Annotated in this window: 23 protein-coding genes and 2 pseudogenes; 4 read left to right on the forward strand and 21 right to left on the reverse strand. The window is 63.4% G+C overall.

Features of this window, described 5'->3' with window-relative positions:
* Nucleotides 1-22: 22 nt before the first annotated feature.
* Nucleotides 23-460, reverse strand: a complete 438-nt coding sequence (locus EOA75_RS03155; protein WP_095779493.1) for a CBS domain-containing protein — start codon at nucleotides 458-460, stop codon at nucleotides 23-25.
* Nucleotides 461-775: 315 nt separating this feature from the next.
* Between EOA75_RS03155 and EOA75_RS03160 the strand changes: the two genes are divergently transcribed.
* The 4 genes from EOA75_RS03160 to EOA75_RS03175 all read left to right on the forward strand — a co-directional run bounded on the left by EOA75_RS03160 (nucleotide 776) and on the right by EOA75_RS03175 (nucleotide 6,750).
* Nucleotides 776-1,876, forward strand: coding sequence for a chemotaxis protein CheB (locus EOA75_RS03160; protein ID WP_127323609.1), 1,101 nt, complete (start codon nucleotides 776-778; stop codon nucleotides 1,874-1,876).
* Nucleotides 1,830-5,423, forward strand: coding sequence for a CheR family methyltransferase (locus tag EOA75_RS03165; RefSeq protein WP_127323610.1), 3,594 nt, complete (start codon nucleotides 1,830-1,832; stop codon nucleotides 5,421-5,423). The genes EOA75_RS03160 and EOA75_RS03165 overlap by 47 nt, the downstream gene beginning before the upstream one ends.
* A complete protein-coding gene (locus tag EOA75_RS03170) occupies nucleotides 5,420-5,824 on the forward strand; it encodes a response regulator (protein WP_067320576.1) in 405 nt (134 codons plus the stop codon). Before EOA75_RS03165 ends, EOA75_RS03170 begins: the two co-directional genes overlap by 4 nt.
* 362 nt (nucleotides 5,825-6,186) lie before the next feature.
* Entirely contained in the window at nucleotides 6,187-6,750 is a 564-nt protein-coding gene (locus EOA75_RS03175) for a sigma-70 family RNA polymerase sigma factor (protein ID WP_067320579.1), read from the forward strand.
* 9 nt (nucleotides 6,751-6,759) lie between these two features.
* Here EOA75_RS03175 and EOA75_RS33885 read toward each other — a convergent pair whose 3' ends face one another.
* The 20 genes and pseudogenes from EOA75_RS33885 to EOA75_RS03270 all read right to left on the reverse strand — a co-directional run.
* Entirely contained in the window at nucleotides 6,760-6,936 is a 177-nt protein-coding gene (locus tag EOA75_RS33885) for a hypothetical protein (RefSeq protein ID WP_082953720.1), read from the reverse strand.
* Between the two features lie 183 nt (nucleotides 6,937-7,119).
* Nucleotides 7,120-7,338, reverse strand: a complete 219-nt coding sequence (locus EOA75_RS03180) for a hypothetical protein (RefSeq protein ID WP_127323611.1) — start codon at nucleotides 7,336-7,338, stop codon at nucleotides 7,120-7,122.
* A gap of 64 nt (nucleotides 7,339-7,402) precedes the next feature.
* The gene (locus EOA75_RS03185; protein ID WP_127323612.1) at nucleotides 7,403-8,311 is read right to left on the reverse strand and encodes a class I SAM-dependent methyltransferase; all 909 of its coding nucleotides are present in this window, start codon (nucleotides 8,309-8,311) and stop codon (nucleotides 7,403-7,405) included.
* The gene (locus EOA75_RS03190) at nucleotides 8,308-9,300 is read right to left on the reverse strand and encodes a GNAT family N-acetyltransferase (protein ID WP_127323613.1); all 993 of its coding nucleotides are present in this window, start codon (nucleotides 9,298-9,300) and stop codon (nucleotides 8,308-8,310) included. Before EOA75_RS03190 ends, EOA75_RS03185 begins: the two co-directional genes overlap by 4 nt.
* Nucleotides 9,297-10,361, reverse strand: a complete 1,065-nt coding sequence (locus EOA75_RS03195; RefSeq protein WP_127245891.1) for a glycosyltransferase — start codon at nucleotides 10,359-10,361, stop codon at nucleotides 9,297-9,299. Before EOA75_RS03195 ends, EOA75_RS03190 begins: the two co-directional genes overlap by 4 nt.
* 22 nt (nucleotides 10,362-10,383) lie before the next feature.
* Nucleotides 10,384-11,316 (reverse strand): beta-xylosidase, encoded by a 933-nt coding sequence (locus EOA75_RS03200; protein ID WP_127323624.1) that lies wholly within the window; start codon nucleotides 11,314-11,316, stop codon nucleotides 10,384-10,386.
* Complete coding sequence (locus EOA75_RS03205; RefSeq protein ID WP_067320589.1) at nucleotides 11,309-12,070, reverse strand: TIGR04290 family methyltransferase; 762 nt, start codon at nucleotides 12,068-12,070, stop codon at nucleotides 11,309-11,311. Before EOA75_RS03205 ends, EOA75_RS03200 begins: the two co-directional genes overlap by 8 nt.
* Nucleotides 12,071-12,072: 2 nt before the next feature.
* Nucleotides 12,073-12,876, reverse strand: a complete 804-nt coding sequence (locus EOA75_RS03210) for a sugar phosphate nucleotidyltransferase (protein WP_127323614.1) — start codon at nucleotides 12,874-12,876, stop codon at nucleotides 12,073-12,075.
* Nucleotides 12,876-13,976 (reverse strand): glycosyltransferase, encoded by a 1,101-nt coding sequence (locus EOA75_RS03215; RefSeq protein WP_127323615.1) that lies wholly within the window; start codon nucleotides 13,974-13,976, stop codon nucleotides 12,876-12,878. The genes EOA75_RS03210 and EOA75_RS03215 overlap by 1 nt, the downstream gene beginning before the upstream one ends.
* 13 nt (nucleotides 13,977-13,989) lie before the next feature.
* Nucleotides 13,990-14,583, reverse strand: a complete 594-nt coding sequence (locus tag EOA75_RS03220; protein WP_127323616.1) for a histidine phosphatase family protein — start codon at nucleotides 14,581-14,583, stop codon at nucleotides 13,990-13,992.
* Nucleotides 14,580-15,683 carry an inositol-3-phosphate synthase gene (locus tag EOA75_RS03225; RefSeq protein WP_067320599.1) on the reverse strand — a complete coding sequence of 368 codons (1,104 nt, stop codon included), beginning with the start codon at nucleotides 15,681-15,683 and terminating at the stop codon, nucleotides 14,580-14,582. Before EOA75_RS03225 ends, EOA75_RS03220 begins: the two co-directional genes overlap by 4 nt.
* Nucleotides 15,684-15,872: 189 nt before the next feature.
* On the reverse strand, nucleotides 15,873-16,031 hold the full coding sequence (locus EOA75_RS03230; protein WP_066991972.1) for a DUF3309 domain-containing protein: 159 nt from the start codon (nucleotides 16,029-16,031) through the stop codon (nucleotides 15,873-15,875).
* A 455-nt stretch (nucleotides 16,032-16,486) separates the two neighbouring features.
* A pseudogene (locus EOA75_RS03235) lies at nucleotides 16,487-17,440 on the reverse strand (UDP-glucuronic acid decarboxylase family protein); the annotation flags it as partial.
* Nucleotides 17,441-17,463: 23 nt separating this feature from the next.
* Nucleotides 17,464-18,573 carry a glycosyltransferase gene (locus EOA75_RS03240; RefSeq protein ID WP_095826276.1) on the reverse strand — a complete coding sequence of 370 codons (1,110 nt, stop codon included), beginning with the start codon at nucleotides 18,571-18,573 and terminating at the stop codon, nucleotides 17,464-17,466.
* On the reverse strand, nucleotides 18,570-19,664 hold the full coding sequence (locus tag EOA75_RS03245) for a glycosyltransferase (RefSeq protein ID WP_095826277.1): 1,095 nt from the start codon (nucleotides 19,662-19,664) through the stop codon (nucleotides 18,570-18,572). The genes EOA75_RS03240 and EOA75_RS03245 overlap by 4 nt, the downstream gene beginning before the upstream one ends.
* Nucleotides 19,661-20,791 (reverse strand): glycosyltransferase, encoded by a 1,131-nt coding sequence (locus EOA75_RS03250; protein ID WP_127323618.1) that lies wholly within the window; start codon nucleotides 20,789-20,791, stop codon nucleotides 19,661-19,663. Before EOA75_RS03250 ends, EOA75_RS03245 begins: the two co-directional genes overlap by 4 nt.
* A 2-nt stretch (nucleotides 20,792-20,793) precedes the next feature.
* Entirely contained in the window at nucleotides 20,794-21,894 is a 1,101-nt protein-coding gene (locus EOA75_RS03255) for a glycosyltransferase family 4 protein (protein ID WP_127323619.1), read from the reverse strand.
* Complete coding sequence (locus tag EOA75_RS03260; RefSeq protein WP_127323620.1) at nucleotides 21,879-23,171, reverse strand: TIGR04295 family B12-binding domain-containing radical SAM protein; 1,293 nt, start codon at nucleotides 23,169-23,171, stop codon at nucleotides 21,879-21,881. Before EOA75_RS03260 ends, EOA75_RS03255 begins: the two co-directional genes overlap by 16 nt.
* On the reverse strand, nucleotides 23,168-24,241 hold the full coding sequence (locus EOA75_RS03265) for an NAD-dependent epimerase/dehydratase family protein (protein WP_127323621.1): 1,074 nt from the start codon (nucleotides 24,239-24,241) through the stop codon (nucleotides 23,168-23,170). Before EOA75_RS03265 ends, EOA75_RS03260 begins: the two co-directional genes overlap by 4 nt.
* Nucleotides 24,238-24,515 (reverse strand): annotated as a pseudogene (locus tag EOA75_RS03270) (nucleoside-diphosphate-sugar epimerase); the annotation flags it as partial. The gene EOA75_RS03265 and the pseudogene EOA75_RS03270, both read right to left, overlap by 4 nt.

A 24,515-nucleotide genomic window follows, 5' to 3' on the forward strand; every position in this document is an offset into this window, starting at 1 on the left:
GACCCCGATGTCGTCGTTGTCATCAATGGGCGGTCTGCGAATGAACACCGCCCGGCGCCGAAATGCCGCTCAAAGCCTCTCCAGCCTCCCGTGTCTCACCCTTTCTTGCGAGGTCTCCCAGGGAGATGATGCCAACGAGCCGTTTGTCTCGGTTCAGAACCGGGAGCCGGCGCACCTGCAAGTCTCCCATGTTAGCAAGAACATGATCGACGTCTTCGTCATCGAAGCAATATCTTACCTCTTGGCTCATGACATCGCGCACCTTGGTATCGGGACCTTTGCCCAGCGCTATCCCGCGGATGACCATGTCCCGGTCGGTGATCATCCCCACCAGCCGGTCATTTTCACCGACAGGCACGACGCCGGCGTCGAGCTTGCCCATCATCAGCGCCACCTCGCGGATCGACTGTTCGGGATTCGCGACGGCAACGTCCTTTGTCATGCAACTGCCGACCTTCATGGCTATCTCCCTTTGTTGCGGAGCCCACCCGCCGAACCTGAACTGAGAAAACAAATGCTAGGCGCTATTGGTTCCTTCAAATCTCGCGCGGGAGAGGGCATGGAAAGTTCCGCCGTGGGGCTCGAATGACAGCCGGACAGGCGACCGGTCCTTGCGGAGGCCCGAGGGAAGCAGGCCGGCACCCCATTGCGCATGTTCGGCCGAGACCCGTTCGTGCTGTTGCCGATCCGGCGATCGTTGCGTGCGCCGCCCATGGAACAGAGTCCTGACTTCGGCCATTGTGTTATGGGCCGGGGGCGACCCGAAAGGGGTGCCATGGCCGACTTTCGAAACCGAATCTCACCTGCCCGCGAGGCCGAGACAAGCTCGCGGCAAGCTAAGGCGCGCAACCGCTCCATCATCGTCATCGGGGCGTCCGCTGGCGGGGTTGAGCCCCTGAAAGCGATCGTGAGCGACCTGCCTGCCGATCTACCGGCGGCCGTGTTCGTCGTGGTCCATGTCGGCCAGGTCAGCTATCTGCCGGAAATCCTCGACCGTGCGGGAGCGCTGAAAGCCTCCGGCGCCAAGAACGGCGAGTCCTTCAAGATGGGAAACATCTATGTCGCGCCGCCCGGCTTCCATCTTCTTCTGCATGACGATCACATGATGCTGCGCCGCGGCCCGCGCGAAAACCTCGCGCGGCCGGCGGTAGACCCGCTGTTCCGCTCGGCGGCGCTGAGCTTCGGCGCAAGCGTCGTCGGCGTGCTGCTGTCGGGCGCGCTTTCCGACGGCACCGCCGGCCTGAGGGCAATCAAGGCGGTCGGCGGCCTCGCGGTGGTCCAGCATCCCAAGGACGCGCTGGTGCCTTCCATGGTGGAAAGCGCGCTGCGTTATGTCGACATCGATCATTGCGAACCCGCCGCCAAACTCGGCGGCTTGCTGGGCAAGCTGGCGGCCGAGCCGGCCGGAGAAACGTTGCCGGCCCCTCCGACGGTCAGGCTGGAGGCCGCAATCGCGGCACAGGAGCATTCGACCATGAAAGAACCAGATCGACTTGGGCAACTGTCGGTGTTTACATGCCCGGAATGCCACGGGCCGCTGTGGGAGATCGAGGACGGTGACATGCTGCGCTATCGGTGCCATACCGGGCACGCTTTCACCGCCGATGCGATCATGGAGGCGCAGGCGATCGAGGCGGACGAGATCCTGTGGAGCCTGCTGCGGTCGCATCAGCAGCGGGCGGAGTTTGCCCGGCGCATGGCGGAGCGGGAGAAGACGCGACATCGCTCCCAACTCGCCAGCGAGTTCGGCAAGCGGGCGAGGGAATACGAAGCGGATGCCTCCGTCATCGAGCGCATCCTGGAAAGCAGGCGGACACAGGTAACAGGCAATGGCGCAGGCGGCGAGGAAGGCAAGCACAGGGAAGGCACGGACTAGCCCGCGCCAGGATGAGAGAGAGCCCGCGCTGTTCCCTGTCATCGGCATCGGCGCATCGGCCGGCGGCATCGCGGCGTTGCAGAAGTTCTTTCCGGAAGTGCCGGCCGACAGCGGCTTTGCCTATGTCGTGATCCAACACCTCGATGCCGAGCATGAGAGTGTGCTCGCGAGCATCATCCAGCGCTCCACCGCGATCGAAACGCAGACCGCGGTCGAAGGCGCGGAAGTCGAGCCGAACAACATCTACGTCATCCCGCCGGGCGTCTCGGTGACCATCCGGGGACAGCGTTTCAACATGGCCAAGATGGCCGCCACGCGCGCGAAGCGGACGCCGATCGACGATTTCTTCACGTCCCTGGCACAGGATCAAGGGGAGGATGCGGCCGGGCTGATCCTTTCCGGAACCGGCAGCGACGGCACGATCGGGCTCAGGGCAATAAAGGAACATGGTGGCCTAACGCTGGCGCAGCAGAGCGCCGAATATGATGGCATGATGCGCAGCGCCGTGCAGAGCGGCCTAGTTGACATGGTGCTGCCGGCCGAGGAGATGGCTGCGAAGCTCGTCGGCTATTTCAGCCACGCCAACCGCGATGAAAGCGAACGCGACCGCCGCAAGCGCGAAGTGGGCGAACAGCTTTCGCGGATCACGGGGCTGTTGCGTACGCGCACGGACCATGATTTCAGCGGCTACAAGGACAACACCATCCTGCGGCGCATCCAACGCCGCATGCAGGTGCTGCAGATCGACGATCCCACGGCTTTCTACGAGCGGCTGCGCGACGAGCCGCAGCAGGTCGACCTTCTGTTCCAGGACCTGCTCATCGGCGTGACCAGCTTCTTCCGGGACCCGCAGGCCTTCGATGCGCTAGAGAGCTTGGTTATTCCGAAGCTTTTCGGGGGCCGCAAGCCGGACGAGACGATCAGGGCCTGGGTGCCCGGCTGCGCCACCGGAGAGGAAGCCTATTCGATCGCCATGCTTTTGAAGGAGAACGCGCCGCGGGGCGCCGCTTCTCCCAACCTGCAGATCTTCGCCACCGACATCGACGAGCGTGCGCTGGAAGTGGCGCGCGCCGGCCGCTATCCGGCGACCGTCGCAAGCGACATCACGCCGAAGCGCCTGAAGGAATTCTTCTCGCGCGAGGACGGCACATATCGTGTTTCCGCCGAGTTGCGGGAAGCCTGCCTGTTCTCGGCGCACAATCTGTTGCGCGACCCGCCGTTTTCCAAGCTGGACCTCATCGCCTGCCGCAACCTCTTGATCTATATGGGGCCGGAGCTGCAGGAGAAGATCATCCCGATCTTCCATTATGCGTTGCGCAATAACGGCTATCTCTTCCTCGGCTCGTCCGAGAACGTTACGCGCCATGCGCGCCTGTTCTCGACCATCGACAAGGCGACCCGCATCTTCCAGAAGCGCAGTGAGGTCGCCGCGCAACGCCTGCCGGAATTCCCACTTGCCGCCGCCGCCAGGCAGGCTGTTCCCAGCACGCGCCCGCGGGCAACGACAGGAACCCTGCAAGAAGTTGCCGAACGCTTCCTGGTCGAGCGCTATGCTCCGGCCTACGTGGTCGTCAACGCCGCCGGCGAATTGATGCACAGCTCGGGCGGGACAGGCAAATATCTGGAACTTGCCGCCGGCGCGCCCGACCACAACGTCTTCTCCATGGCCCGTCGCGGGCTGCGCATGGATCTGCGCGCTGCCCTTCACAAGGCAGTCAGCACCGGACAGATGGCGGTGCAGAACAAGATCAGCATCGGCACCAATGGCGGACGCCAGACGATCAGCCTCGCCGTGCAGCCGCTGCCGGTCGACGGCAATTCGGATCCGCTCTACATGCTGGTCTTCCGCGATATCGGCGGGATAAAGGCGGAGGCAGAGGACGAGCCTGTCCACACGACCGACGATGTCGAAAGCGCCAATGTCAGTCAGCTCGAAAAGGAGCTGCGGGAAACCAGGGAACGGCTGCAGATCACGACGGAGGAGCTAGAATCCTCCAACGAGGAGTTGAAATCCTCTAACGAAGAACTGTCCTCTATCAACGAGGAGCTGCAATCGTCCAACGAGGAGTTGGAGACCTCCAAGGAGGAGCTGCAATCGATCAACGAGGAACTGCAGACCGTCAATGCCGAGCTCAACATCCGCGTCGACGAGCTCAGCCGCGCCAACAACGACATGTCCAACCTGCTCGAAAGCACGCAGATCGCGACCGTGTTCCTCGATCGCGACCTTTGCATCAAGAGCTTCACGCCGACCGCGCGCGACCTGTTCAGGCTGGTCGAAAGCGATGTCGGCCGGCCGCTCGCGCATGTGCGGCCGCGCTTTGCCGCGGACCGGCTGCAGGCAGACATGGAGCAGGTGCTGCAGCGGCTGGGCACGATAGAAAGGCAGGTGGAAGGCACCGAAAGCGGCAAGCGCTACATCATGCGCGTGATGCCCTACCGCACCGTCGACAATGTCATCGCCGGCGTCGTCGTCACCTTCGTCGACGTTACCCAGATCGCGCAGGCGGAGGAAAAGATCGGCGCGCTGTCGCACGACTTGCGCAACCGCCTCGAAAGCCTGGAGACTGTTCTGGACCTTGTGCCTGTCGGCATCTTCATCGCCGAGGAAGGCGACGGCGATGCCATCCGCGCCAATCGCCGCGCCGCCGAGCTCGCCGGCCGGCGCGCGGCGGACGGCAAGCTCAGCACTGTGCCGGCGGTCCTGCCGCTAATGGTGAACGGCTCCAAGGTGGAGACGCACGAGCAGCCGCTGCAGAAGGCGATGCGAACGGGCAAGCCCGTCCGCGGCTACGAAGCCCGAATCGCGCAGGCGGACGGCTCAAGCATCGACGTGATGATGTCGGCCAATCCGCTGTTTGACGAGTCCGGCAGGGTTCGGGGCGCTATTGCGGCCCTGGTCGATGTCTCGAACCATAAGGAGGCCGAGCGCGCTCAGGAGAGGCTGCTGCACGAGCTGCAGCATCGTGTGAAGAACATCCTAGCCACGATCACCGCACTGACCTCGCGCATGATCCGCTCGTCAAGCTCAATGGGGGAATTCGCGACATCATTCCATGAGCGACTGCACGCGATGGCGCGCACGCATGAGGTCCTGTCTTCCCACAATTGGGGCGACGCCGACCTCGAGGAACTGCTGAGGGCGACGTTTTCCCCCTACAGCACCACGGGACGCCAGAATCTAGTCGTTCACGGCCGGCCGTTCCACCTCGATGCGGCAACGGCGGCGGCACTCGGCATGGTGTTCTTCGAGCTTGCCAGCAACGCCGCCAAATATGGGGCGCTTTCCGTCGAGACCGGACGCGTCGAGGTCTCCTGGAACGTGGTGAAGCCGGGCATGCTTTCGATCAGCTGGAAGGAACTCGGCGGTCCGGCCGTGGAAGAGCCATCCCGCAGAAATTTTGGAACCACTTTCATCCAGCAGAGTTTGGAGTACGAGTTGAGGGGGAGTGTCGAATTGAACTTCCGGCCCACCGGCCTGGAGTGCCTGCTTGAAATCCCCCTTGCCCGAACCGAAGCCTTCGAGCCGCTGCCCGGCTACGCATGAACAAGAGCGCTCCATTATCGGGCCTGCGAATCCTCGTCGTCGAGGACGCTTTCCTGGTTGCGCTCGACCTCTCCGACGAACTGACCGATGCGGGCTGCCATGTGGTGGGGCCCGCGCCCTCGGTCCAACAGGCGCTCGAGCAGATCGATGGCGTCGAACTCGATGGGGCGGTGCTCGACGTGAACCTGCATGGCGAACGCAGTTTCCCGCTTGCCGAGCACCTCGCAGCGCGCCACGTTCCTTTCCTCTTCCTCACCGGCTATGACAGCGCAACGGTCTTTCCCGATCAGTTCCGGGATTCGCCGAGACTGTCGAAGCCAGTAGACTCCAAAGTGCTGATCGAGGCGGTCGCCCGATTGGCGAGCGCAGGCACCGAGGCCGCGCGGCGCTCTCGCCTGTAGCAATCGGGCTCCTGCAAGGGTTTCGCAACATCCAATGTAGGTATTGGTCTGCAGGTCTTTTCTACTCCTCCGCTAGTGTTGATCCTTTTGCTGACGAATGATCGCAGGATCACGGGCGGCCGGGTCAATAGTCGGACCACGAACAACCTCGGAGCATAACGAGCGTGGTGATCTTTGCGGCCTCGGCGGATTGGTCGCGAGTTGGTTTCTCTAGCTCGAACGGCGACCCCGTTGGTTGGCCGGAGGCGTTCAAGCAAGTTCGTTTACAACAGGAACGATCATCATCGTCACGCATTCTCCCTAATCAATGCCCATCAACTCTCTCTGCTGGGGTGAGAACCGTGTTACCCAAAGGCCATGCCGTGCCTGACTGCGTACCGGGCGAGGTCGCTGTCGTCGACCTCATTCCTGCCTTGCGTGCTTTTGCGCGCACTTTTTGCCGCTTGCCCGATGATGCCGACGATTTGGTGCAGGAGACCCTGACCAAGGGGCTTGCGAACCTGGACAAGTTCGAGCCGGGGACGCGATTGAAGTCCTGGCTTTTCACCATCATGCGCAATACGCATTATACGCGGGTCAAGGCGGCAGCTAGGGAGGCGCCCGGTTTGCTTGACTGCGCCTCCAGCCGGCCGATTTCGGAAGCCTCGCAGGACTGGTCCGTTCGGACCAAGGAAGTCTACCGCGCCATCCAGAAGCTTCCGATACATCAGCGCGAGGTACTGACGCTTATCGGTGTGCTGGGCGTCAGCTACGAAGAAACCGCGGAGATATGCGATTGCGCGGTCGGGACCGTTAAAAGCCGTCTCAACCGCGCGCGTGCAAGCGTCCTGGAATTCCTTGATGAAAGCTCATCGCAAGCGCTGGTCGAAAGACACGACCATCTCGCGGAAGATCACTGGGACAGAAGCGCTGACAGGCATCGATGAGGCTTGCCGTCAGTTCTCCTTTTTGCACCGGCGCTTCTCGATCAGCGCATTCTGCAACTCGATCGCGAGCTTAGCCAGGCGATCAGGAACTTTTTCCTGCTCAATGGCGGTCAACAACGACGCGATCTCTTGGTCTATGCCCAGGCTTGCCTGGCTGACGGGATCGCGCTGGCTCGGACGAGACATGGCATTCTCTTAGCAAATGTGGCCCCTTCGAGATTCACTTGAGACCATACACGGCCGGAGTTTGCAAGGCGCTTCCAGCCGCCGATCAGCTTCAGCCCCGCAGCAGATCGTGGCGGAGCGAAAACCCTTTGCCTAAACTGATCCGTTGCGAGCCTGCAAAGTCTTGCGATATTCGCCGCAAGATCAGTCTTCCGGGATCCGGTTTGCCGCGTGGTCCTGATACTGATCGGACTTGATCCGATTGCTGTCGAGGCCGCGTTCTTTTGTAGGCTGTTTCTTATCCCGGTTCGACAGGACGTCATTTTCGCCAATCATGTCTTTCGGAACCGTCGTCTTCGCTCCGGTCCCGGCACCTTTGCCCTGACTGCCGCGTCCCATGTGTTTCTTACCGCCGGACGCCATCTTCTTCTCCTGGGTCTTCCAGATTCTGCGCAAGTGGTCTGGGAGCCGAACTTCGGTCCGTCGGTTATGTTCCGCCGGTACGACGAATAAGAAAGGCGGTGCCGTCCCATCGACGGAAAGGCATCTCGCCATCGATGAGGACGTCCATGGCGCATATTCGGGCGAGATGGCGGATGTCGGAGGAATCGGCGGCGGGCGACATCCGGTACGAATAATTCAGGATTGCCGCCATCCCTCCCGGCCGCAACACGCGCGCCACTTCGATAAAGTGCCGCTCGGCGACGCCGGCAAGTACCAGGTAAGGGAAGCTGTCGACCGCCAGCACGCCATCAAAACCCGCGTCGACGAATTCGCCAAGATCGAGGCCCGAGGTCCGGCGGAATTCAACATTGCCAAGACCGGCGCAGCGGCGGCGCGCGACGGCAATCATCCTGGGGGAGATATCGATGCCGACGATATGCTCCGCTCTGGCGTGGAGCGCGCATTCGAAGCGGCCGATGCCGGAGCCGATATCGAGTATTGTCTTGTCCGCGCCGGTAAAATCCTGTCGCTCCAGCCAGGAGACGATTTCGGCCGTTGCAGCCGAAAGCTTTTCCTCGTCGCCAAGCGACGAAAGTTGGACGCTGGCCGCCGGAGAGATGGCGACCGCCTCGTCAAAGCCCTCGGCCAGCCGGCGGATCGTCATCTCACCGGTTTCGCCGCGCAGACGGTCATGACAAACCGAAGCTGCCGTTGACCTCAGACTATCGAAGGCATCTGCCTTGCCTGAAAGAAGCACAGCGATGTCCTCGAGCCAGCCCCTTTGCTCGACAGCGCTTGTACGCATGTCCAATGCGACGTCCGCCAATTCTGGCGCGCGCATATCCGTCTCGACTGCCAATCTGGCGACCGCGACTTCGGCGGACAGGTCGGTCGCCATGCAATCCTCGAGGATATGCCTCGCGGTCGACCTCACTCGCTCTGCTGTGGTCATGGCGAGGCGCTCCGGGTCCAGACCCGTTGTATGGTCCATCGGTCCTTTGCTCCCCAGCTGTATTTGTAGCTCTCCCGGCCGCGTAGAAAATCGAACTCTCGCGCGCCGTCCTGAACGGCTTCGGCGATAGCCTTGCCGATCAGAATGGCGCCGGGGCTCTCCGATGCGTAAGCGGGGTCGAAGCCGCCGAGATAGGCATAGGCGCGGTCGTGGTGATGAAAACCGTAATAGGCGCCGACGACGGCGCCGTCGATTTCCATCAGCCAGCACCGCGCCAAATGGCTCGCGGCGAGACGGGGCAAGGCATTGCGATGAAACTCGATCGCGCTTTGCGTCAGCACGCCGCCGCCCTGTCCGGCCCAGCGGGCGTCGTGCAGGCGGATCAGCTGACCAAGAAATATCTCCGGCGCGGCCTCCGCCCGGTTGATCGTCACCCGGCCTCTCCGTTGCGCGGCTCGCAGCGCGCGACGCAGCTGGCGTCTTCGCCGCGCGGGAACGCACCCTGCAAGCGTCTCGTCGCCAGCCAAGGCAAGCACGGGGCAGGCGGCATGGCCGGTAGATCGGCTCTCTTCGATATCGGGCAGCAAAAGCTCCAGGGATGCGGCTTCACTCGAAAGGTCCGGCAGGATCCATTGCGACCATTCGAGCGAAAGCACAGTCTCGGCAATCAAGGTACCGACGGCTTCTTCGAACTTGGGTGCGCAAAGAATATCGAGATAGTCGCTCAGCGATATTCCGATCGGAAGCAGGCGCAAACCGGAAGCGTGCCGTTCGAGGTAGAGTGGTGCCAGGCCGACGAGATCGTTTCCGTTCCACACGGAGATCGCCGAGAGATCGCCCGGCGCGAATGTCCGCCACCATGGCAGGAGCCAGGCGGGTGACTGGAAAGGCGTAGCAGAGCTGCATTGCGACCAGAGCGGCCACCAATGCTGCTCTAGACCGTCGAGCGCTTCTTGGTCGCGGATGACATCGGCACGCAGGCCGCTCACCCGGCGGCTCCCAACCGTGCTCGGGAATCGCCGAGCTTTGCCAATGCCCGATAGGCATCCATATAGGCCGAAACCATGCGATCGAGCGAAAACCGATCTCGCGCCTCGGCCCGGCATGTTTCGTTGTCGAGGTCGGCCGAAGCGTCGATGGCTATCGCCATCTCGTCGATATCATTGACCAGGAACCCGGTCTTGCCGTGCTCAACGACATTGGGCAGGGCGCCATTCGGGAAGGCCACAACCGGCGTGCCGCAGGCGAGGGCTTCCATGGCAACGAGCGAGCTCGTCTCCGCGGCGAGGCTCGGAATGACCAGGCAGCGGGCGGCGTTGAGAAGCCGCCGCTTGGCGAAAAACCCGAGCGGTCCCAGGAAACGCCGCCGCCTGTCGAGGCGAGGCTCCACCTCGTCGGCGAAATACTGAACATGTGTCCGGTAGGGATATATCTGCCCTCCTATTGCAAGCGGCACTCCAGCGCGCTTCGCGGCGTCGATCGCCAGGTGGATGCCTTTTTCCGGGCATATTCGGCTTAACACGAGCGCGAAATTGCGATGCGACCGGGGGGCGGCAAGCGCATTGACGTCAACCCCGTTTGGGATGGGCGCGATCAGTCTCGATCCGGCCGGCGCGGTTGCTTGCTGCGCCTCCGAGACCGCGTGCAGCCACAGGTCTTCACGGGCCGGGCTCAGCACTCCGGCCGGATACCAGGCAAGCGGCAGGTGCAGTGTCACGAGCGTGGGGCCGTCATCGGGAAGATAGGCATCGAAATCGATGCCATGCAGATGGACGACATCGATCGGCCAGCGCGCACGCGCGGCTGCGATCGCCGCGCGGTGCGCGTCCTGGGCGCGGCTCTTTGCCGTCTCGTCGAGCGCGCCTGTTTCGGCAGGCGTCTCGACCAAGGTCCCGGCCGCGCTGGAGCCCCGGCAGGCGACGACGATGGATTGATGGCCTTGCCTGACCAGTGCGTGATCCAGCATCGACAGCACCTGCTCGGCGCCGCCGACCGCATCGAGGCCGACAGGCGCAAGCGGATAGGCGACATTGAGCACGGTAAGCGTCATGGCTGATCGAGCCGAAGTGACCTCATGCGGCCGAGACCCGCCGCATCGGCATCGCGGCGTCGCGCACGCCAGGTGCGTAGCGGCGCACCATCTTCGCGCAGAACTCGGCGAACTCTTCGGGCGCCTGTGGCGGGCTGGTGTGATGAGGCTGCAGGCCTCGGTGCTCGGGCGTGAAGCAGAAAGTGATGGTGACGTTGAAGTCTGCCAGGGCTTCCATCTGGCGGTCGAACCAATCGAGGGCCTTCGGTCTGAAACTGTCGGCCCAAGAGAGGCCGGTGCGCAGATTAGTGACGCCCAGCCGCTTCATCCAGGCGACGGCGTCGTCCAGCCGGTGGTCCTCGAAATGGAACCACTGGACGAGGCCCATTTCCGGAGTGTGCCGCACGAACTCTTCGAGTGCGGGCTTGGGCGAGCCATCCTCGCGCAGAAGACCCATGTAGAAATGACGGTAATAGGAAGAGCCTTCCACCTCGCGATGCCGTGTGGTCGCTCCCCAAGCATGCGGCAAATCATAAAGGCTATACCATTGGACGCGGGGCGCGTTGCCAAGCAGAAGCTCCGCCGTCCGCCGCAGGCCCCAGACCTGGACCTCCTCGGCGCCGAAGCTCGACACGCCGACTTCGCTGATCCAAATCGGCAGATCGGTGACTTCGGCGATCTCGCCGAGCTTTTGCGGCCATTCATGGATCTGCCAAAGGTTCCAGTCGAGCGGGAAGCCGTGCACGGCGACGGCGTCGACATGGTCGAGGACACCATACCCCTTGATCAGCGACATGAAGCCGGCATCGATCGGCGAAATGCCGCCAAGCACCCTGGTGATCGCCGGGTTTTCAAGCCCGATCGCGTCCGCCGCCAGGATAGTCATGCCGGCGAAGCGGCTCCAGTCCGGATCGAGCTCTGGGTCCCAATGCGACTTGTTGTTGGGCTCGTTCCAGATCATGGCGGCTTCAATCATCATTTCGTCCTTTCGACGGGTAGACCGCACCTTCACCCGCCGGCTCATCGGACGCGCGGCAGAAGTAGACCTCGTCTTCCGGGTGAAGCAGGATCTGGAAGCCGGCGCTGCGCAGCATCGCCTCGATGCAGCCGCGGTTCGGGATCCACCAGTTGGTCGGATCGTCGGCGTAGCGGTGCTCGATGAAGTGCAGCTTCGGGAATTCGGTTCGATCGAACAGGTCGAGCGTCCAAAAATCGTAGTTCTGTTCGAGCGCGAGGATTTCGCTGCTCCCGCGTTGCATCGACTGGAAGATCATCAAGTCGCGCGCAACATGCTCGCGGATGAGGTCGAGCGCTAGCAACGGGTGGCGTAGATGGTAAAGCACGCCCATGAAGAGCACGATGTCGAAGGTCTCGCCGAGCGCGCCGACGTCGTAGACCGATAATTGCCGGAATTCGATGTCGCACTCGGCGATTTCGGCGGCGAAACGCGCTTGCGTCAGATAGTCCACGTCGAAATCGATGCCGAGCACGCGATCGGCGCCTCGCTTCTTCATTTCAATGGAATAGAACCCGGCGTTGCAGCCGATATCGAGCACCGACTTGCCCGAGAGATCGGCCGGGATCGCATCCGCGAATTTCTGCCATTTCACCAGAGGATAGTTGCCGAGGAAATGGTCGGGAGCGGTCTCCACGCCCGCCAGTTGCATGTTGTGGAACCACGGTCCAAGCGCATCGATGCGGCGGCGAATTTCCGCGTCGGAATGCAGCATGGTCAGCCTCCTTCGCCTGGCAAGGATGGCACGCGCGAGCGGCTCGGCGGCACGAATATCGCTGTGCCATCGTCTTCCGAGGCGTCGTTGTTTTCAAGCAGCCGGAGCGCCGTGCGGTAGCCGTTGAAGGTGCCGACATCGACATAAGCCGAGCCCGCCTTGATGCCCCAGGCTTCACCACCGGCGGCAAGGTAAGCATTGACCAGCGTTCCGAAATACTCGTCGCAGCCGTCCCGCTCGCGCCAAAGCGCCGCGAGCCGCTGAAAGATGCAGCCCGGCATCTTGAACGCGCCCCAGACCCAGTCGGTGGCTGCGTCCTGCTGCTTGACCTGAATCTGCTCGACGCGGCCGTCCTGATCGACGACCACGGCGTCGAAAAGCTCGGGACGGTCTACAGGAAACAGCAGGAATGACAGCCGGTCGTCCGGCAGATGGCAGAAGCCGTCCTCGGGGAACCAGATCGTGTCCGGCAGACCGATCAGGACGGTCTCTTGCGGCGCGACGAGAGGGGCGGCGCGGAAGATCGCGTCGCAAAGACCGACGGGAGAGGGCTGGGCCACGAAAATCGCGGCCGCGCTGTCATAGCCGGCCGCATAGTATTCGAGGATATCGGACTTACCCGAACCGATGATGAAGCAGATCCTGTCGACGCCGTTGCGCACCATTCGGCGCACCAGATACTCGCTGACCGCGCACGGACGCTCGGTTTGCCCGTCCATCCGGCTGCCAACCGGGAGCAGTTCCTTGGAAAAACCCAGCGGTTGAATGCGGCTGCCGCGCCCCGCCGCAGGCACGATACCCAACATCAGACTGTTTCCTTCATCGGTTCGCTTGCTGGCGCGGTGGCGGCTTCGACCAGAATCCGGTCCAGTTCCGCGGCGCGGCGTGCGGATGTGTGTTCGTCGAGGACGCGTTCGCGGGCTCGGCGGCGCAACGCCTCGATCTCGCCGTCCGACAAACCGAGCGCGGCGACCACATCGTCGGTGGAATGTGCAAGCAGGATTTCGCAGCCGGGCTCGAAGAAGTCGTCCAGACCCGGCCAGTCGTCGGAAACGATGGCGGCGCCGCAGGCAGCCGCTTCGAACAGCCGGCCGGAGGGGCACCAGCCCTTGCGCGCCATGGCCTCGCGGGTGACATTCAGGGTGAGACGTGACGAGCAGAAGAAGGCCGGATGATCGGCAGGCGGCAAATGCCTGACGAAGAAGATGTTGTCGCTCCACGGAAACTCCTGCGGATATTGAGCGCCGCCAATGACGAAACGGCGATCCGGCAGCCGGACGGCGGGCGCGACGAGCAGCTTCTCGACGCCGGCCTGGCGATCCGAGGCATAAGTGCCGAGGTAGGACAGATCGCCAGCAAACTCGGGCCTGGGCTTTGCCGGCCGATGACGCTCCGGATCGACATGGCCGTAGAGCGGCACGACGCGGCGCGCCCCCAGCATGGACTTGAGCGCACCGAGTGCCTCGCCGCCGGTGTAGCTCAGCACCAAATCGAAATCGCGAAGGCCTTCCGGACCGAAATAGGGAGGCTGCTCGCCCTGCTCGATGCGCGCGAGCGTCACCGCGGTATCAAGATCGTAGAACACCTTGAGCCCACGGCAACTCTCCTGCGCGAGGCGTGAGGCTTCAACAGCATCCGGGCAGTAGGAGGTGACGATGACCGCGTCAGCCTGCCGGACCGCGATCGCCGCAGCCTGGGCAATATCATCCCATCCCGGATAGAGCACCACGTGGCCGCCATCGAGATGGGTGAGATCCCTTGCGCCGGCATAGTAGGGCGTGTCGCGCTCAAAGAAGCTGATCGACCAGCCGAGTGGCGCCAGCGCGCGTATCAGCCCGCGCCAAAGCGTGGCATGTCCGTTTCCCCAGGAAGAGGTGACCGTGAGGCCGAAGATCACCATGCGCATCGGGCAGCTCCAGTCAGGCGATTTCGTTCAGGCGAATGAGCTTAGAGCCCCAGTCGCCATGGACGACGGTGGTGATCGAGGCAGGTTCGATGTCGAAGCGAAAACAGTCGCCGAGCTGAAGGCCAAGCACCTTGCACACCGCAGCCTTGATGACGTCCGCGTGACTGATCAGTGCAACGCATCGGTTTGGGGCCTGTTCGCGCAGCACGTCCATGAGGTCGACGATCCGCTGCTGGGTGTCCTGCATGGTCTCGCCGCTCGGTGTTCGGGCGCTCTGTCGCTGGTCGTTCCACATCCGCCAGCCGGCGTCATCGGCCAGCTCTTCGAATGTCTTGCCGGACCATGCGCCGAAATCGATCTCGTCCAATTCCTGGCAGATTCCGATCTGCTCGATATTGCAGGCGACAGCGATCGGTTTCGCGGTTTCCAAGGTGCGCTTGCGCGGGCTGCTGAAAATGGCCGCGAGCGGTTCCCTCGCCAGACGGCGGGCCAGACGCAGCGTCTGTGCCTGGCCGGTTTGGCCAAGATCGATATCCTGGCGGCCTGCCAGATAGCGGCCGACATTGTCATACGCAGCATGCCGCACGAGGAAAATAGTCGTTGTCATTCCGCGGCGTCGAGCATCGGCTCGCCCCTACCGGCTATGAAGGCGAGGGTGCGCAGGCGGGCTTCGGCATCGGTGAACTGCTCCGGCGGAGACTTCATGAAATAACTGCAAGGCCCGGTGAGCGCCCCAGCGATACCGCGATCGAGCGCCAGCTTGGCGCAGCGCACCGCGTCGATGACCACTCCGGCGGAGTTGGGCGAATCCCAGACTTCCAGCTTGAGTTCGGCATTCAGCGGGACGCCGCCGAAGGTCGTGCCTTCGACCCGGATATAGGCCCATTTGCGGTCGGTGAGCCAAGGCACATGATCGCTGGGTCCGACATGGATGTTGCCGGGCTCGAGCGGTACATCGATCTGGCTGGTGACCGACTGCGTCTTGGAGATCTTTTTCGATTCCAGCCGCTCACGCTCCAGCATGTTGAGGAAGTCCGTGTTGCCGCCGAAGTTGAGCTGGTAGGTGCGGTCGATGCGCACCCCGCGCTCCCGAAACAGATTGGCGAGCAGCCGGTGAACGATGGTAGCGCCGACCTGGCTCTTGATGTCGTCTCCGATCAGGGGCAGGCCGCGCTCTTCGAAGCGGCGGCGCCATTCCGGCCGCGAAGCGATGAAGACCGGTATGCAGTTGACGAAAGCGCACCCGGCCGCCAACGCGCATTCGGCATAATAGCGGGTTGCCGCATCCGAGCCGACCGGCAGATAGGACACCAGCACCTCGGCCCCGCTTTCCCGAAGGCCTGCGGTCACGTCGGCGACCGGCTCATTCGCTTCCTCGATTTCATCGCGCAGATATTTGCCGATGCCGTCGAGTGTAGGTCCGCGTTGCACGCGCACGCCGATCGGCGCCACATCGGCAAAACGGAAGGTGTTGTTCGGGGCGTTGTAGATTGCTTCGGCCACATCGCGCCCGACCTTGCTCTTGGCGACGTCGAAGGCGCAGACGACCTCGATGTCTTCGACATGGTAGCCGCCGAGATCGGCATGCATTAGCCCGGGGATCGGCTCGTTGCTTTTTGCCTGACGATAATAGGTGAGGCCTTGCACTAGGGAGGATGCGCAATTGCCGACACCGACGATGCCGATGCGAACCTTTTTCGATGTCACGAAACCGCCGCCTCTATTGTTGGAGGTAAGTTCCTCGCGCCGAACTGTGACCGGTCAGGAATGTTCCTTGAGAGGTGGAAAATTCGCCGATGCGGTCGACGTTCAATACTCCCGTTGCCGCGTTGTCTCCGAGGCCAGCGCAGGACGCGACGTTCGGAGTGCGGCTAATGGAATCTCGCCCGCTCGGCCTCAAATCCGGCCCATGAGCGCCATGATCACCAGGATGACAAGTATGACGCCGAGCACGCCCGAAGGCCCATAGCCCCAGCCCGACGAATACGGCCAAGCCGGGATCGCGCCGATCAGCAACAAGATCAGGATAATAATGAGGATTGTGCCGAGACTCATATCGGGTCCTCTTCATTGGCGAGGTGGACGTTCGGACCTCAGACTGCGGGGCTCATATGCTATTTGTTCGTCATTCATCTGAGGCGCTGGGGGCTCAGTCCAGCCTGCGCAGCATGTCAGCTTCCCGCTCGAGGATGGTTGCGACTTCTTCGCGTTGAAGATGCGTCATCATCAGGCTGACGCAACATTCGAGGTAGGTGATGGAGGCTCGTCGCAGGAAGGCGGCGGTTTCCGCGGCCGCCATCTGCTCGATGTCCTTGGCTGATCGCTTCGACTGCACGACTGCGTTCTCCGTGCCGGTTATCGGGCCCAACCAGAATCTCGGTCGGATGTTCCGCTTCGGTGAAAAGAACGCGGGACGCATCGGGATCCTGCGGGCTGCCGGTTTCCAATCCGTCTGCTCCGGACCTGTTGGTCGCGGCGGCGGGCGACACGGTCGCGCTGCCTTCGAGTTCGGCGAAGTAAACGACCGTTTGCAGCAGGCCCTGCCGGAGAGGTACCTTGGGGGCCCATCCGAGAAGCTCCTTCGCACGGGCTATATCGGGGCGTCGCCGGCGGGGATCGTCTTCCGGCAAAGGCAGGAATTTCACGGGCGACCTGGTGCCGGTCAGTTCCCTCACCAGGCTCGCCAGCTCGAGGACGGTGAATTCCCCGGGGTTGCCAAGATTGATCGGCTGGCGCGGATTGGGCTCGATGTCCATGAGCCGCAGCAGGCCTTCGACCAGGTCGGTGACGTAGCAGAAGGATCGCGTCTGCCGGCCATCGCCGAATATCGTCATCGCCCGCTTTTCAAGTGCCTGCATGACCAGATTCGAGACGATGCGACCGTCGGCGGGGTCCATCCTTGGGCCATAAGTGTTGAAGATACGGGCGACACGCACGTCGGCCCGATCGGCCCGAAGATAGTCGAAGCAAAGCGTCTCCGCGGTGCGCTTGCCTTCGTCGTAGCAGGCGCGCGGGCCGGTGCAGTTCACATGGCCGAGATAGTCCTCGCGCTGCGGATGCTGCTCGGGATCACCATACACTTCGCTGGTCGATGCCTGCAGGAACCGTGCACCGTCGCGAACGGCAAGCTCGAGGAGATTGAGCGACCCGACCACGCAGGTGCGCGTGGTATGAACGGGATCGGCCTGGTAGCGGGGCGGTGACGCCGCGCATGCCAGGTTGAAGACACGGTCGACCGGTTCACCCAGTTCCAGCGGGCTGCAGATATCCTGCTCGATCAACCGGAAGCGCGATTGGCCGATAAGCGGCGTAATGTTCTCCATTCGGCCGGTGAGAAAGTTGTCGATGCAGATCACGCGATAGCCGATGCCAAACAGGGCCTCGCATAGGTGCGAACCGAGGAAACCGGCACCGCCGGCGACAAGCGCCGTCCGTGTCTGTTGGGCCTTTCTTGAACGCCGCATCTGTGTGTTCTCCTATCTGCCTGTCATGCTGCACTTTCGACATCCAGATCGAGCACCGGACGTGTCTGCCTTGCCCGCGCCAGCATCGACGTGAACTCTCGTGCCCGAGCAACTCCGGTGTGTCTTTCCAGGACCAGCGAATGGGCCTGCCTGGCCATGCTGAGCCTGGCGCGGTCGGGCTGTCCCAGAAGAATTCCCGTCACATCATCTGCGCTGCCGGCCGTCTGTATCGCCGTAGCCGGAAAGAAACTGTCGAGGCCGGGCCAGCGATCGCTGATGATCGGCGTCCCGCACGCCGCTGCTTCGAAAAGCCGGACGCTGGGCGACCATCCGGCTTCGACCATCGAAGTGCGTGTCACATTCAGCGTGTAGCGCTGCCGGCTATAAAATCCGGCATGCTCGGCCGGCGGCAGGTGCTCGATCCGCTCGACATTATCGGGCCAGTCGATATCGTGCGGGTATTGCGAGCCCGCAACCACGAAGCGTCGATCCGGCAGTCGACGCGCAGGCTCGAGCAGAAGCGTTTCCAGGGTCTGTTGCCGATCCGGACTGTAGGTGCCGAGATAGCCTAGATCCCATTTGATCACATTTCGGTTTCGATGGTGCCGCTCGGGGTCGACGGAGCAATAGAGCGGTTCGGCCCGACGCGCGCCGAATTCGAGCTCCAGGCGATGGAGGGTCGGTCCGCCCGTGAAGGAGAAATAAAGGTTGAAATAGGGAATCTGCCGACGCGCGAGATAGTCGCAGTCATCCTCGGCAATCCTGGCCAGCGTCACCGGCGTGTCGATGTCGTAGAAGCAGAATAGCCCGGTGCACAGCGACGCGAGGTCGTCGATGACCGCCCTGCCTTCAGGCACGAACGAGCCGATGACCACAACATCGGCCTGCTGAAGGTCTCGTTCATGGCTGCGACGAAGCTCCTGGACGGTGTCGTAATAGCGCAAGTCGCAATAATCGGGGTCGCGCAGGTCGCGGTGGTGCGCGTACCAGGGCACGTCGCGTTCGAAGAAGGTGACGCGATGGCCGAGCTCGTCGAGGCCCCGCAGCAGCCCCCGAAACGTCGTCGCATGGCCATTGCCCCAGGAAGAGGACAGAGAAAGACCCAGGAACACGATATCGAGTGCCTTCGTCATTCTGCGGCCTCCACGGTCTCGCGCTCGAAATGCGCCTTTAAGATTGCGTCAACCCGTTCAGCCCTCAGCGTGTAGGTGTGCTCGGCCAGAACACGCCGAAGCGCTGCCGCCCCGATCGCCTTTGCGCGCCCTGGTGTGAGCGTGCACATGATCTCGACAACGTCGGCGCCGTCTCGCGCCACCAGGATTTCCTCGCCAGGCGTAAGGAACAGCTCGACACCGGCCCAGGCGTCGGTGATGAGGCATGCACCGGCGCCGGCCGCCTCGAACACCCGCGTTGCCGGCGAAAAGCCGTTGCTGGCCATGCTGTCGCGGCTGATGTTCAGCACCGCCTTCGGCGTGACATTGAAGGCGTTATGGTCTCGAGTGCCGACATGGCCGAGCCAGGAGACATTCGCCGGCATCGGCTTGTCGCCCCAGCCTGATCCGCCGAGCAGGAACTTCTGGTCCTCCAGCGCACCGGCCGGCTCGAGGAAGAAGCCTTCCACGCGGGCCTCGCGATCCGGCAGGCGATTGCCGAGAAAGGCGAGATCGCAGGCGAAGCGGGAATCTCGGGCGACGGGGAAATGCGTCTCGGGATCGAGCGCGTTGTAGATCGGCACACATTCGGCGGCGCCAAGCGCCCTATAGTCCCACACGACGGGATCTCCGCCGCCATAGGTCAGCACGAGGGCGATCCTTTTGAGCTCCTCGTGGAGAGGATGGCCGGCATCGTTCCGCAATTCGCTGAGCGTCGCCGGGGCGTCGACGTCCCAGAACACCGTCAGCGCGTCATTGCGGGCGTGGTCGAGCACGGCGCGCAACAGCGCTTCGTCTTCGAAGCCCACACCGCTTGCCTTGACCACGATGTCGGCCTGCGCGGCGCAGCAAGCGACTTGCATCAGCGCATCCGGCGTCGCCTCGTAGACGACGACGTCGCACCAGTCGGGAACCTCGATGTCGCGGTGCTTCTGCCGGTCAAAGGCGTCCGGCTCGTAGAAGACGATGTCGTAACCGCGCCGGGAAAGTGCCTTCAGCAGGCCGCGATAATAGGTGGCGGCGCCGTTCCAATAGGACGACAGCAGGCTGGATCCGTAAAAGGCGATCTTCATGCGGCGGCCTCCCTTGTTGGCACCCCGTCAACCGCATGGCGATTGCCGCATGCGGCGAGTATGTCGAACAATTCGTCGGCGCGGCGCCGGCATGTGTGCCGTGCCAGGATGGTTTCCAGCCCGGCTGCCGCCAGAGCCTTCGCAAGCGCGGCGTCGTGCAGCACGTCGCGCAGGTGCTGGCGCATCTCGGAGCCGTCGCGGGCAAACAGAAAGTCCTTGCCGGGACGGAACAGCTCTTCCACGTCCGACCATGGCGCAGAGACGAGGGGAATGCCGCAGGCCAATGCCTCGAACATGCGGATCGTGGGAATGCCCGGCAGATGGTCCCGATAGGGTCGGCGCGGGATGTGCACCGTCACGCGATGCTGCGCGAACGCTTTCGGGACGTCGGCATTTGCGATCCAACCCTCGTGGCGCAAGCCGGCGTCGGCGAGCGCGGCCCGCGCCTGCGCTGGGTAGCGCACCCCGTGAACGGTTCCCGACAGGCCAAGCTCGCGTGCCGGCGCGACGAGGAACTCGTGGATTTCGGCGCTGCGTTCGTCGTCGCCCCAGTTGCCGACCCAGACCAGATCCGATACGGCGTCGACTTCGGGAGAGGGTTTGAACAACCGTTCGTCCGCTGCTTCATGCCAGGTGAAAGCCCGTCGGCCCCAGCCGGCGCGAAGGTAGCTCTCCCGCAACGCCTCGCCGAAGACCAAGACGCCGTCATAGTGCTCCAGGTTCAGTGCCGAGATCGACTGCGTCGCCGACACGGCGCGGTGATGCGTGTCGTGAAACAGCAGCGTGAACTTGCCGCCGTTGAGCTTGGCCCGCCCGATCCGCGCCACAAGATCTGGATCGGTCCATTCATGGACGATCACCACATCCGCCTTCGCAATCCAGGCCTCGTGATCGAAGGACGCATCGTAGGTCACCGGCATCAGCTCGGGAAAATCCTTCCGGAAGCGCTCGACGGCGAAGGAGCCTTGCTCGGCCAGAAGGTTCGAACGACTCCAACCGTCCGCGGGTTCGAGCGCGAGGGCGTGGTGTCCGTTCGCAACAAGCTCGCGCATGATGCCGCGCTGGAAATGCGCATTGCCATGGTTCCAATCGGAAACGACGGAATGGGTGTAGAATACGAAATGCATGGTCAGCGCCCTGCGACGGCCATCGCCGCACGATCGTAGATTTCACTCATCGCGACCGCCTGCGCCTGCGGCGAAAATTTGCGCGCGCGACGGACGGCGCGCCGGCCAAGCTGGCGCCGCAAATTTTCGTCGCGGGAGAGGTGGGCGATGCATCCGGCAAGCGCATGCGGATCGCGCGTGTCGAAGAACATAGCCGCGCCGTCCCAGAGTTCGCGATAGGTCGCGATGTCGGCGAGGACCAGCGGCGCGCCCGAGAGCGCGGCTTCCAGAGCGGCAAGCCCGAAGGGCTCGTAGATCGATGGCGAAACGAAAATGCCAGCGCGCGCCATCCGCTGACGCACTTGGGCATAGCCGATCGAGCCGAGCGCGACGCAATGATCGAGACGCGCCATCTGCCCGTCCGGCCCGCCGAGCGGGCCGGCGGCATGGACTGGCCATTCGGTTATGGCAGCCGCGGCATCCAGCACCGCCGCGTTCTTTCCTTGATCCCACCAGCGGGCGGCGGCCAGGACGAAAGGCTCGCGGCGCGAGGCGACCGGGCCGGGAAGAGCACTGTTGTGGACGACACTTAGCCGCGCGACCGGCCCGTAGCAGGCCTCAAGCATGTCGGCGTGGCTTCGGCTGGGTGCCACCACAATATCGGCGCGATTGAAACCGGCCCGGTTGCGGTCTTTCTGCCAGGCCCAGGCATCGGTCGGCACCTGACCGCGCACGGCATGCAGCCACGTCACGACGCAGGAATGCGAGACCACGAGGATGGGGCAGGGCAGATCGACCTCGGCCGCCTGGGCCGGAGCGTTAAGATGAACGAGGTCCGCGGCATAGGCCGTCGCAAGCTCCCGAAGCTCGCCGGGCAGGCCGTCGAGATCGCTCTCGTTGCGCGTCATCCAGTCCGGAGGGGTCTCGAGCCATGCGAGCGTCGCGAAGGATTGCGCCTCTTGTGCCTGCTCCCGAGAAGGCCGAGGCCCTAGCCCGGCCAGCACGACGCTGTCCCCTCGGTTGGTGAGCTCGCGCGCCAGGTCGAGCGAATATCGCCAGACGCCACCGACGGAGTCGGTGGTCATCAGGATGCGCCGCGGGCGATGGATCAATGATTGCAGCATGAGGACTCCAACTCGGCCAGCGCGCGCGGGCGCTGGTCCTGGATGTCGCTGAACGTCCGGAACGAAGCCAGATAGTGCTCATGCGCGCGCTCCCAGGCGAAATCGTCGGGTTCGCCCCACAGCTCGCGGTAACTTGGCGAGCTCGGATAGGGATAGAGCGGCACCGGCTCGTTGGCCCAGACGCCGTTGTCGATGAGGTGCTTGCGCCAATACTCCACCAGGGCCGGATCGTCCTCGACCACGCCGATCAGATTGGCTTGGACGAAAGGAACATAGCGGCGGGCATCGACCAGCAGCGCGGCCAATTCCTCGGTGCCCAGCCGACAGCGCTTGGCCAGCATCTCGCGGCCTTCGACGGTCAGGCTTTCCAGGCCAGCTTCGATCGAGACGCAGCCGGCCTCGCCCAACAATTCCAGCAACTCCGGTTTCCAGAGGTCGATGCGCGTCTGAACGCCGAATTGGATATCGCGGTCGACAAGGGCCTCGAGCAGCGCCTTCTGGGGCAGGAAAATCTCGTCGATGAAGTAGATGTAGCCGACGCCCTGGGCCATCAGACCGTCGATCTCGGCGACGACCGCGTCGTGGTTCCTGCGGCGGTAGGCGTCGCGAAAATCGATCTTGGCGCAGAAGCTGCAATTATAGGGGCAACCCCGCGAAGCTTCCACCTCTGCACCGGCGCCCTTCTGGTCCGCGTCGAACCGATGATGGTGGTGCGAATGGGCCGCAATCCAATCGGACGGCCAATGAAGTGCCGGGTGGTCGACGAAGCGGCTGACGCTCACGCCACCGTTGCAGGCCAGCACGCCGCTCTCGAGCCGCGCCGTGTGAGGGACGGCGCTCCATTCGCCGCGCCCGGCAAGCTCCGCCACCACCTCCTCGCATTCGCCGCGCACGACGACATCGACGCCAAGCTTGCGCAGGGTAGGGGCCGGCGTCGCCGAGCCATGCGGCCCGACGGCGGCGGTGCGCCCGCCGCGCCCGGCGAGATGCTTCAGGAATTCTGCCGGCACCCGCAGCTCCGGCGGCGCGCAGCGCCAGAACAGATAGGTCGGCGCGGTGGTCACGACGGTCATGTCCGGCGCGAACGCCGCCACGCGCTCGGCAAGTTCCGCGTTGTCGAGATGCTGCAACTGCCCGTCCAGCATCAGCACGCTGTGGCCGTCGGTCTCCAAGAGCGCTTTGCAGTAGCCAAGCTCCAGGGGCAGATGCGGCTGGCGGCAGCCGAAATAGATGCTGTGTTCATACGTCCAACGTGGATTGACCAGTGCGACTTTCATGCGACGTACCTCGCCACTTCAGCGTGCGGCTGAAGACGGTGCCGCAACAGCCAGCCGGCAAGGTCGCTGATGCCTTCGCGCCACGGGACATGCGCCCGCCAGCCAAGCGCGGCCTCTATCTTGCGGGTATCGGCGATGAAGAAGGGCTGGTCGCCGGTGCGTTCGAGATCCTGCCGCACCACGATGTCGCGGCCGGTCATGATGGCGATCTCCGACAGGAGCGAGCGCAGGCTGACGGCATTCCGCGGTCCGCCGCCAAGATTGAACGCCTGTCCCTTGAGGTTTTCGATCCTGGCCAGCACTCCGCGATAGGCGGCAACCGCGTCGGACACATGCAGGATGTCGCGCACCTGCTTGCCGTCGCCATAGATGGTGATGGGCCGGCCGCTGAGCGCGCTGAGGAGGAAATGCGCGACCCAGCCCTGGTCCTCGGTGCCGAACTGGCGCGGTCCATAGATGCAGCTCATGCGCAGCACCGCCGTCGGCAGACCATAGGACTTGGCATAATCAAGGACATACTGGTCCGCAGCGCCCTTGGAACAGCCATAGGGCGTGCAGAAACGGAGGGCGATCGTCTCGTCCACGCCATTGGCGCGGATGGCTTCGTCGCAAGGCTCGTAACGATCGTCCGTTTCCCGCACCGCGAGCTGGGGCAAGCTGCCGTACACTTTGTTGGTGCTGGCGAAGATTACCGGGGCGTTCACCCGGCGCGCCGCCTCAAGCACGTTGAAGGTGCCTTTGAGATTGATGTCGAGGTCCTCCGCGGGATCGATCAGGCTCGTGGTCACAGCGGTCTGGGCGGCCAGATGGAAGATCGCTCTTGCTGGCGTCAGCACCGAGGCCAGTTTGGCTTGGTCGCGCACGTCCACGGCTTCAACCCTGAGATGGTTGCCGTGCTTTTGCGCCAGCCATTCGAGGTTCTGCTCGACGCCGGCTCGGCTGAGATTGTCGATGACCAGAACTGGCTCGCCATCCGACAACAGGCTGTCGGCGAGGTTTGAGCCTATGAAGCCGCTGCCGCCGATGACGGCCACCGGCGCTTTGCCGAGGCCGCGATGCCGCTCGCTCATGACACCAGCCCCCGCTCTTCAAGCTCGCGCTTCATGTCGGCGCCTCGGTCGATGACGACGGTGTTGCGAACCCAGGCCGCGAATCCACCGAGGGAGTTCTCAAGCCGATGGCTCGGCTCGAAGCCAAGCAGCTCGCGCGCCTTGGCAATGTCGGCAAAGCAGTTGCGGATGTCGCCGGAGCGCGCCTTGCCGAGGATTTCGGGCGGCCGCTTCGGAACGCCCATCGCTTCTGCAAGCAATCGAGCGACCTCGCTGATGCTGTAGGACCGTCCGC

Source organism: Mesorhizobium sp. M1A.F.Ca.IN.022.07.1.1, from assembly GCF_003997575.1.
In the GTDB taxonomy this organism is placed as follows: domain Bacteria; phylum Pseudomonadota; class Alphaproteobacteria; order Rhizobiales; family Rhizobiaceae; genus Mesorhizobium.

Excerpts from the sequence above, each read along its gene's own strand:
- EOA75_RS33885 (WP_082953720.1), bottom strand. The coding sequence starts at position 6,936 with ATGTCTCGTCCGAGCCAGCGCGATCCCGTCAGCCAGGCAAGCCTGGGC.
- EOA75_RS03210 (WP_127323614.1), bottom strand. The coding sequence starts at position 12,876 with ATGTTGGGTATCGTGCCTGCGGCGGGGCGCGGCAGCCGCATTCAACCG.
- EOA75_RS03155 (WP_095779493.1), bottom strand. The coding sequence starts at position 460 with ATGAAGGTCGGCAGTTGCATGACAAAGGACGTTGCCGTCGCGAATCCC.
- EOA75_RS03240 (WP_095826276.1), bottom strand. The coding sequence starts at position 18,573 with ATGACGAAGGCACTCGATATCGTGTTCCTGGGTCTTTCTCTGTCCTCT.
- EOA75_RS03200 (WP_127323624.1), bottom strand. The coding sequence starts at position 11,316 with ATGATTGAAGCCGCCATGATCTGGAACGAGCCCAACAACAAGTCGCAT.
- EOA75_RS03170 (WP_067320576.1), top strand. The coding sequence starts at position 5,420 with ATGAACAAGAGCGCTCCATTATCGGGCCTGCGAATCCTCGTCGTCGAG.
- EOA75_RS03160 (WP_127323609.1), top strand. The coding sequence starts at position 776 with ATGGCCGACTTTCGAAACCGAATCTCACCTGCCCGCGAGGCCGAGACA.
- EOA75_RS03185 (WP_127323612.1), bottom strand. The coding sequence starts at position 8,311 with ATGACCACAGCAGAGCGAGTGAGGTCGACCGCGAGGCATATCCTCGAG.
- EOA75_RS03250 (WP_127323618.1), bottom strand. The coding sequence starts at position 20,791 with ATGCATTTCGTATTCTACACCCATTCCGTCGTTTCCGATTGGAACCAT.
- EOA75_RS03205 (WP_067320589.1), bottom strand. The coding sequence starts at position 12,070 with ATGCTGCATTCCGACGCGGAAATTCGCCGCCGCATCGATGCGCTTGGA.
- EOA75_RS03260 (WP_127323620.1), bottom strand. The coding sequence starts at position 23,171 with ATGAAAGTCGCACTGGTCAATCCACGTTGGACGTATGAACACAGCATC.
- EOA75_RS03180 (WP_127323611.1), bottom strand. The coding sequence starts at position 7,338 with ATGGCGTCCGGCGGTAAGAAACACATGGGACGCGGCAGTCAGGGCAAA.
- EOA75_RS03165 (WP_127323610.1), top strand. The coding sequence starts at position 1,830 with ATGGCGCAGGCGGCGAGGAAGGCAAGCACAGGGAAGGCACGGACTAGC.
- EOA75_RS03215 (WP_127323615.1), bottom strand. The coding sequence starts at position 13,976 with ATGCGCATGGTGATCTTCGGCCTCACGGTCACCTCTTCCTGGGGAAAC.
- EOA75_RS03195 (WP_127245891.1), bottom strand. The coding sequence starts at position 10,361 with ATGACGCTTACCGTGCTCAATGTCGCCTATCCGCTTGCGCCTGTCGGC.
- EOA75_RS03230 (WP_066991972.1), bottom strand. The coding sequence starts at position 16,031 with ATGAGTCTCGGCACAATCCTCATTATTATCCTGATCTTGTTGCTGATC.
- EOA75_RS03245 (WP_095826277.1), bottom strand. The coding sequence starts at position 19,664 with ATGAAGATCGCCTTTTACGGATCCAGCCTGCTGTCGTCCTATTGGAAC.
- EOA75_RS03220 (WP_127323616.1), bottom strand. The coding sequence starts at position 14,583 with ATGACAACGACTATTTTCCTCGTGCGGCATGCTGCGTATGACAATGTC.
- EOA75_RS03265 (WP_127323621.1), bottom strand. The coding sequence starts at position 24,241 with ATGAGCGAGCGGCATCGCGGCCTCGGCAAAGCGCCGGTGGCCGTCATC.
- EOA75_RS03255 (WP_127323619.1), bottom strand. The coding sequence starts at position 21,894 with ATGCTGCAATCATTGATCCATCGCCCGCGGCGCATCCTGATGACCACC.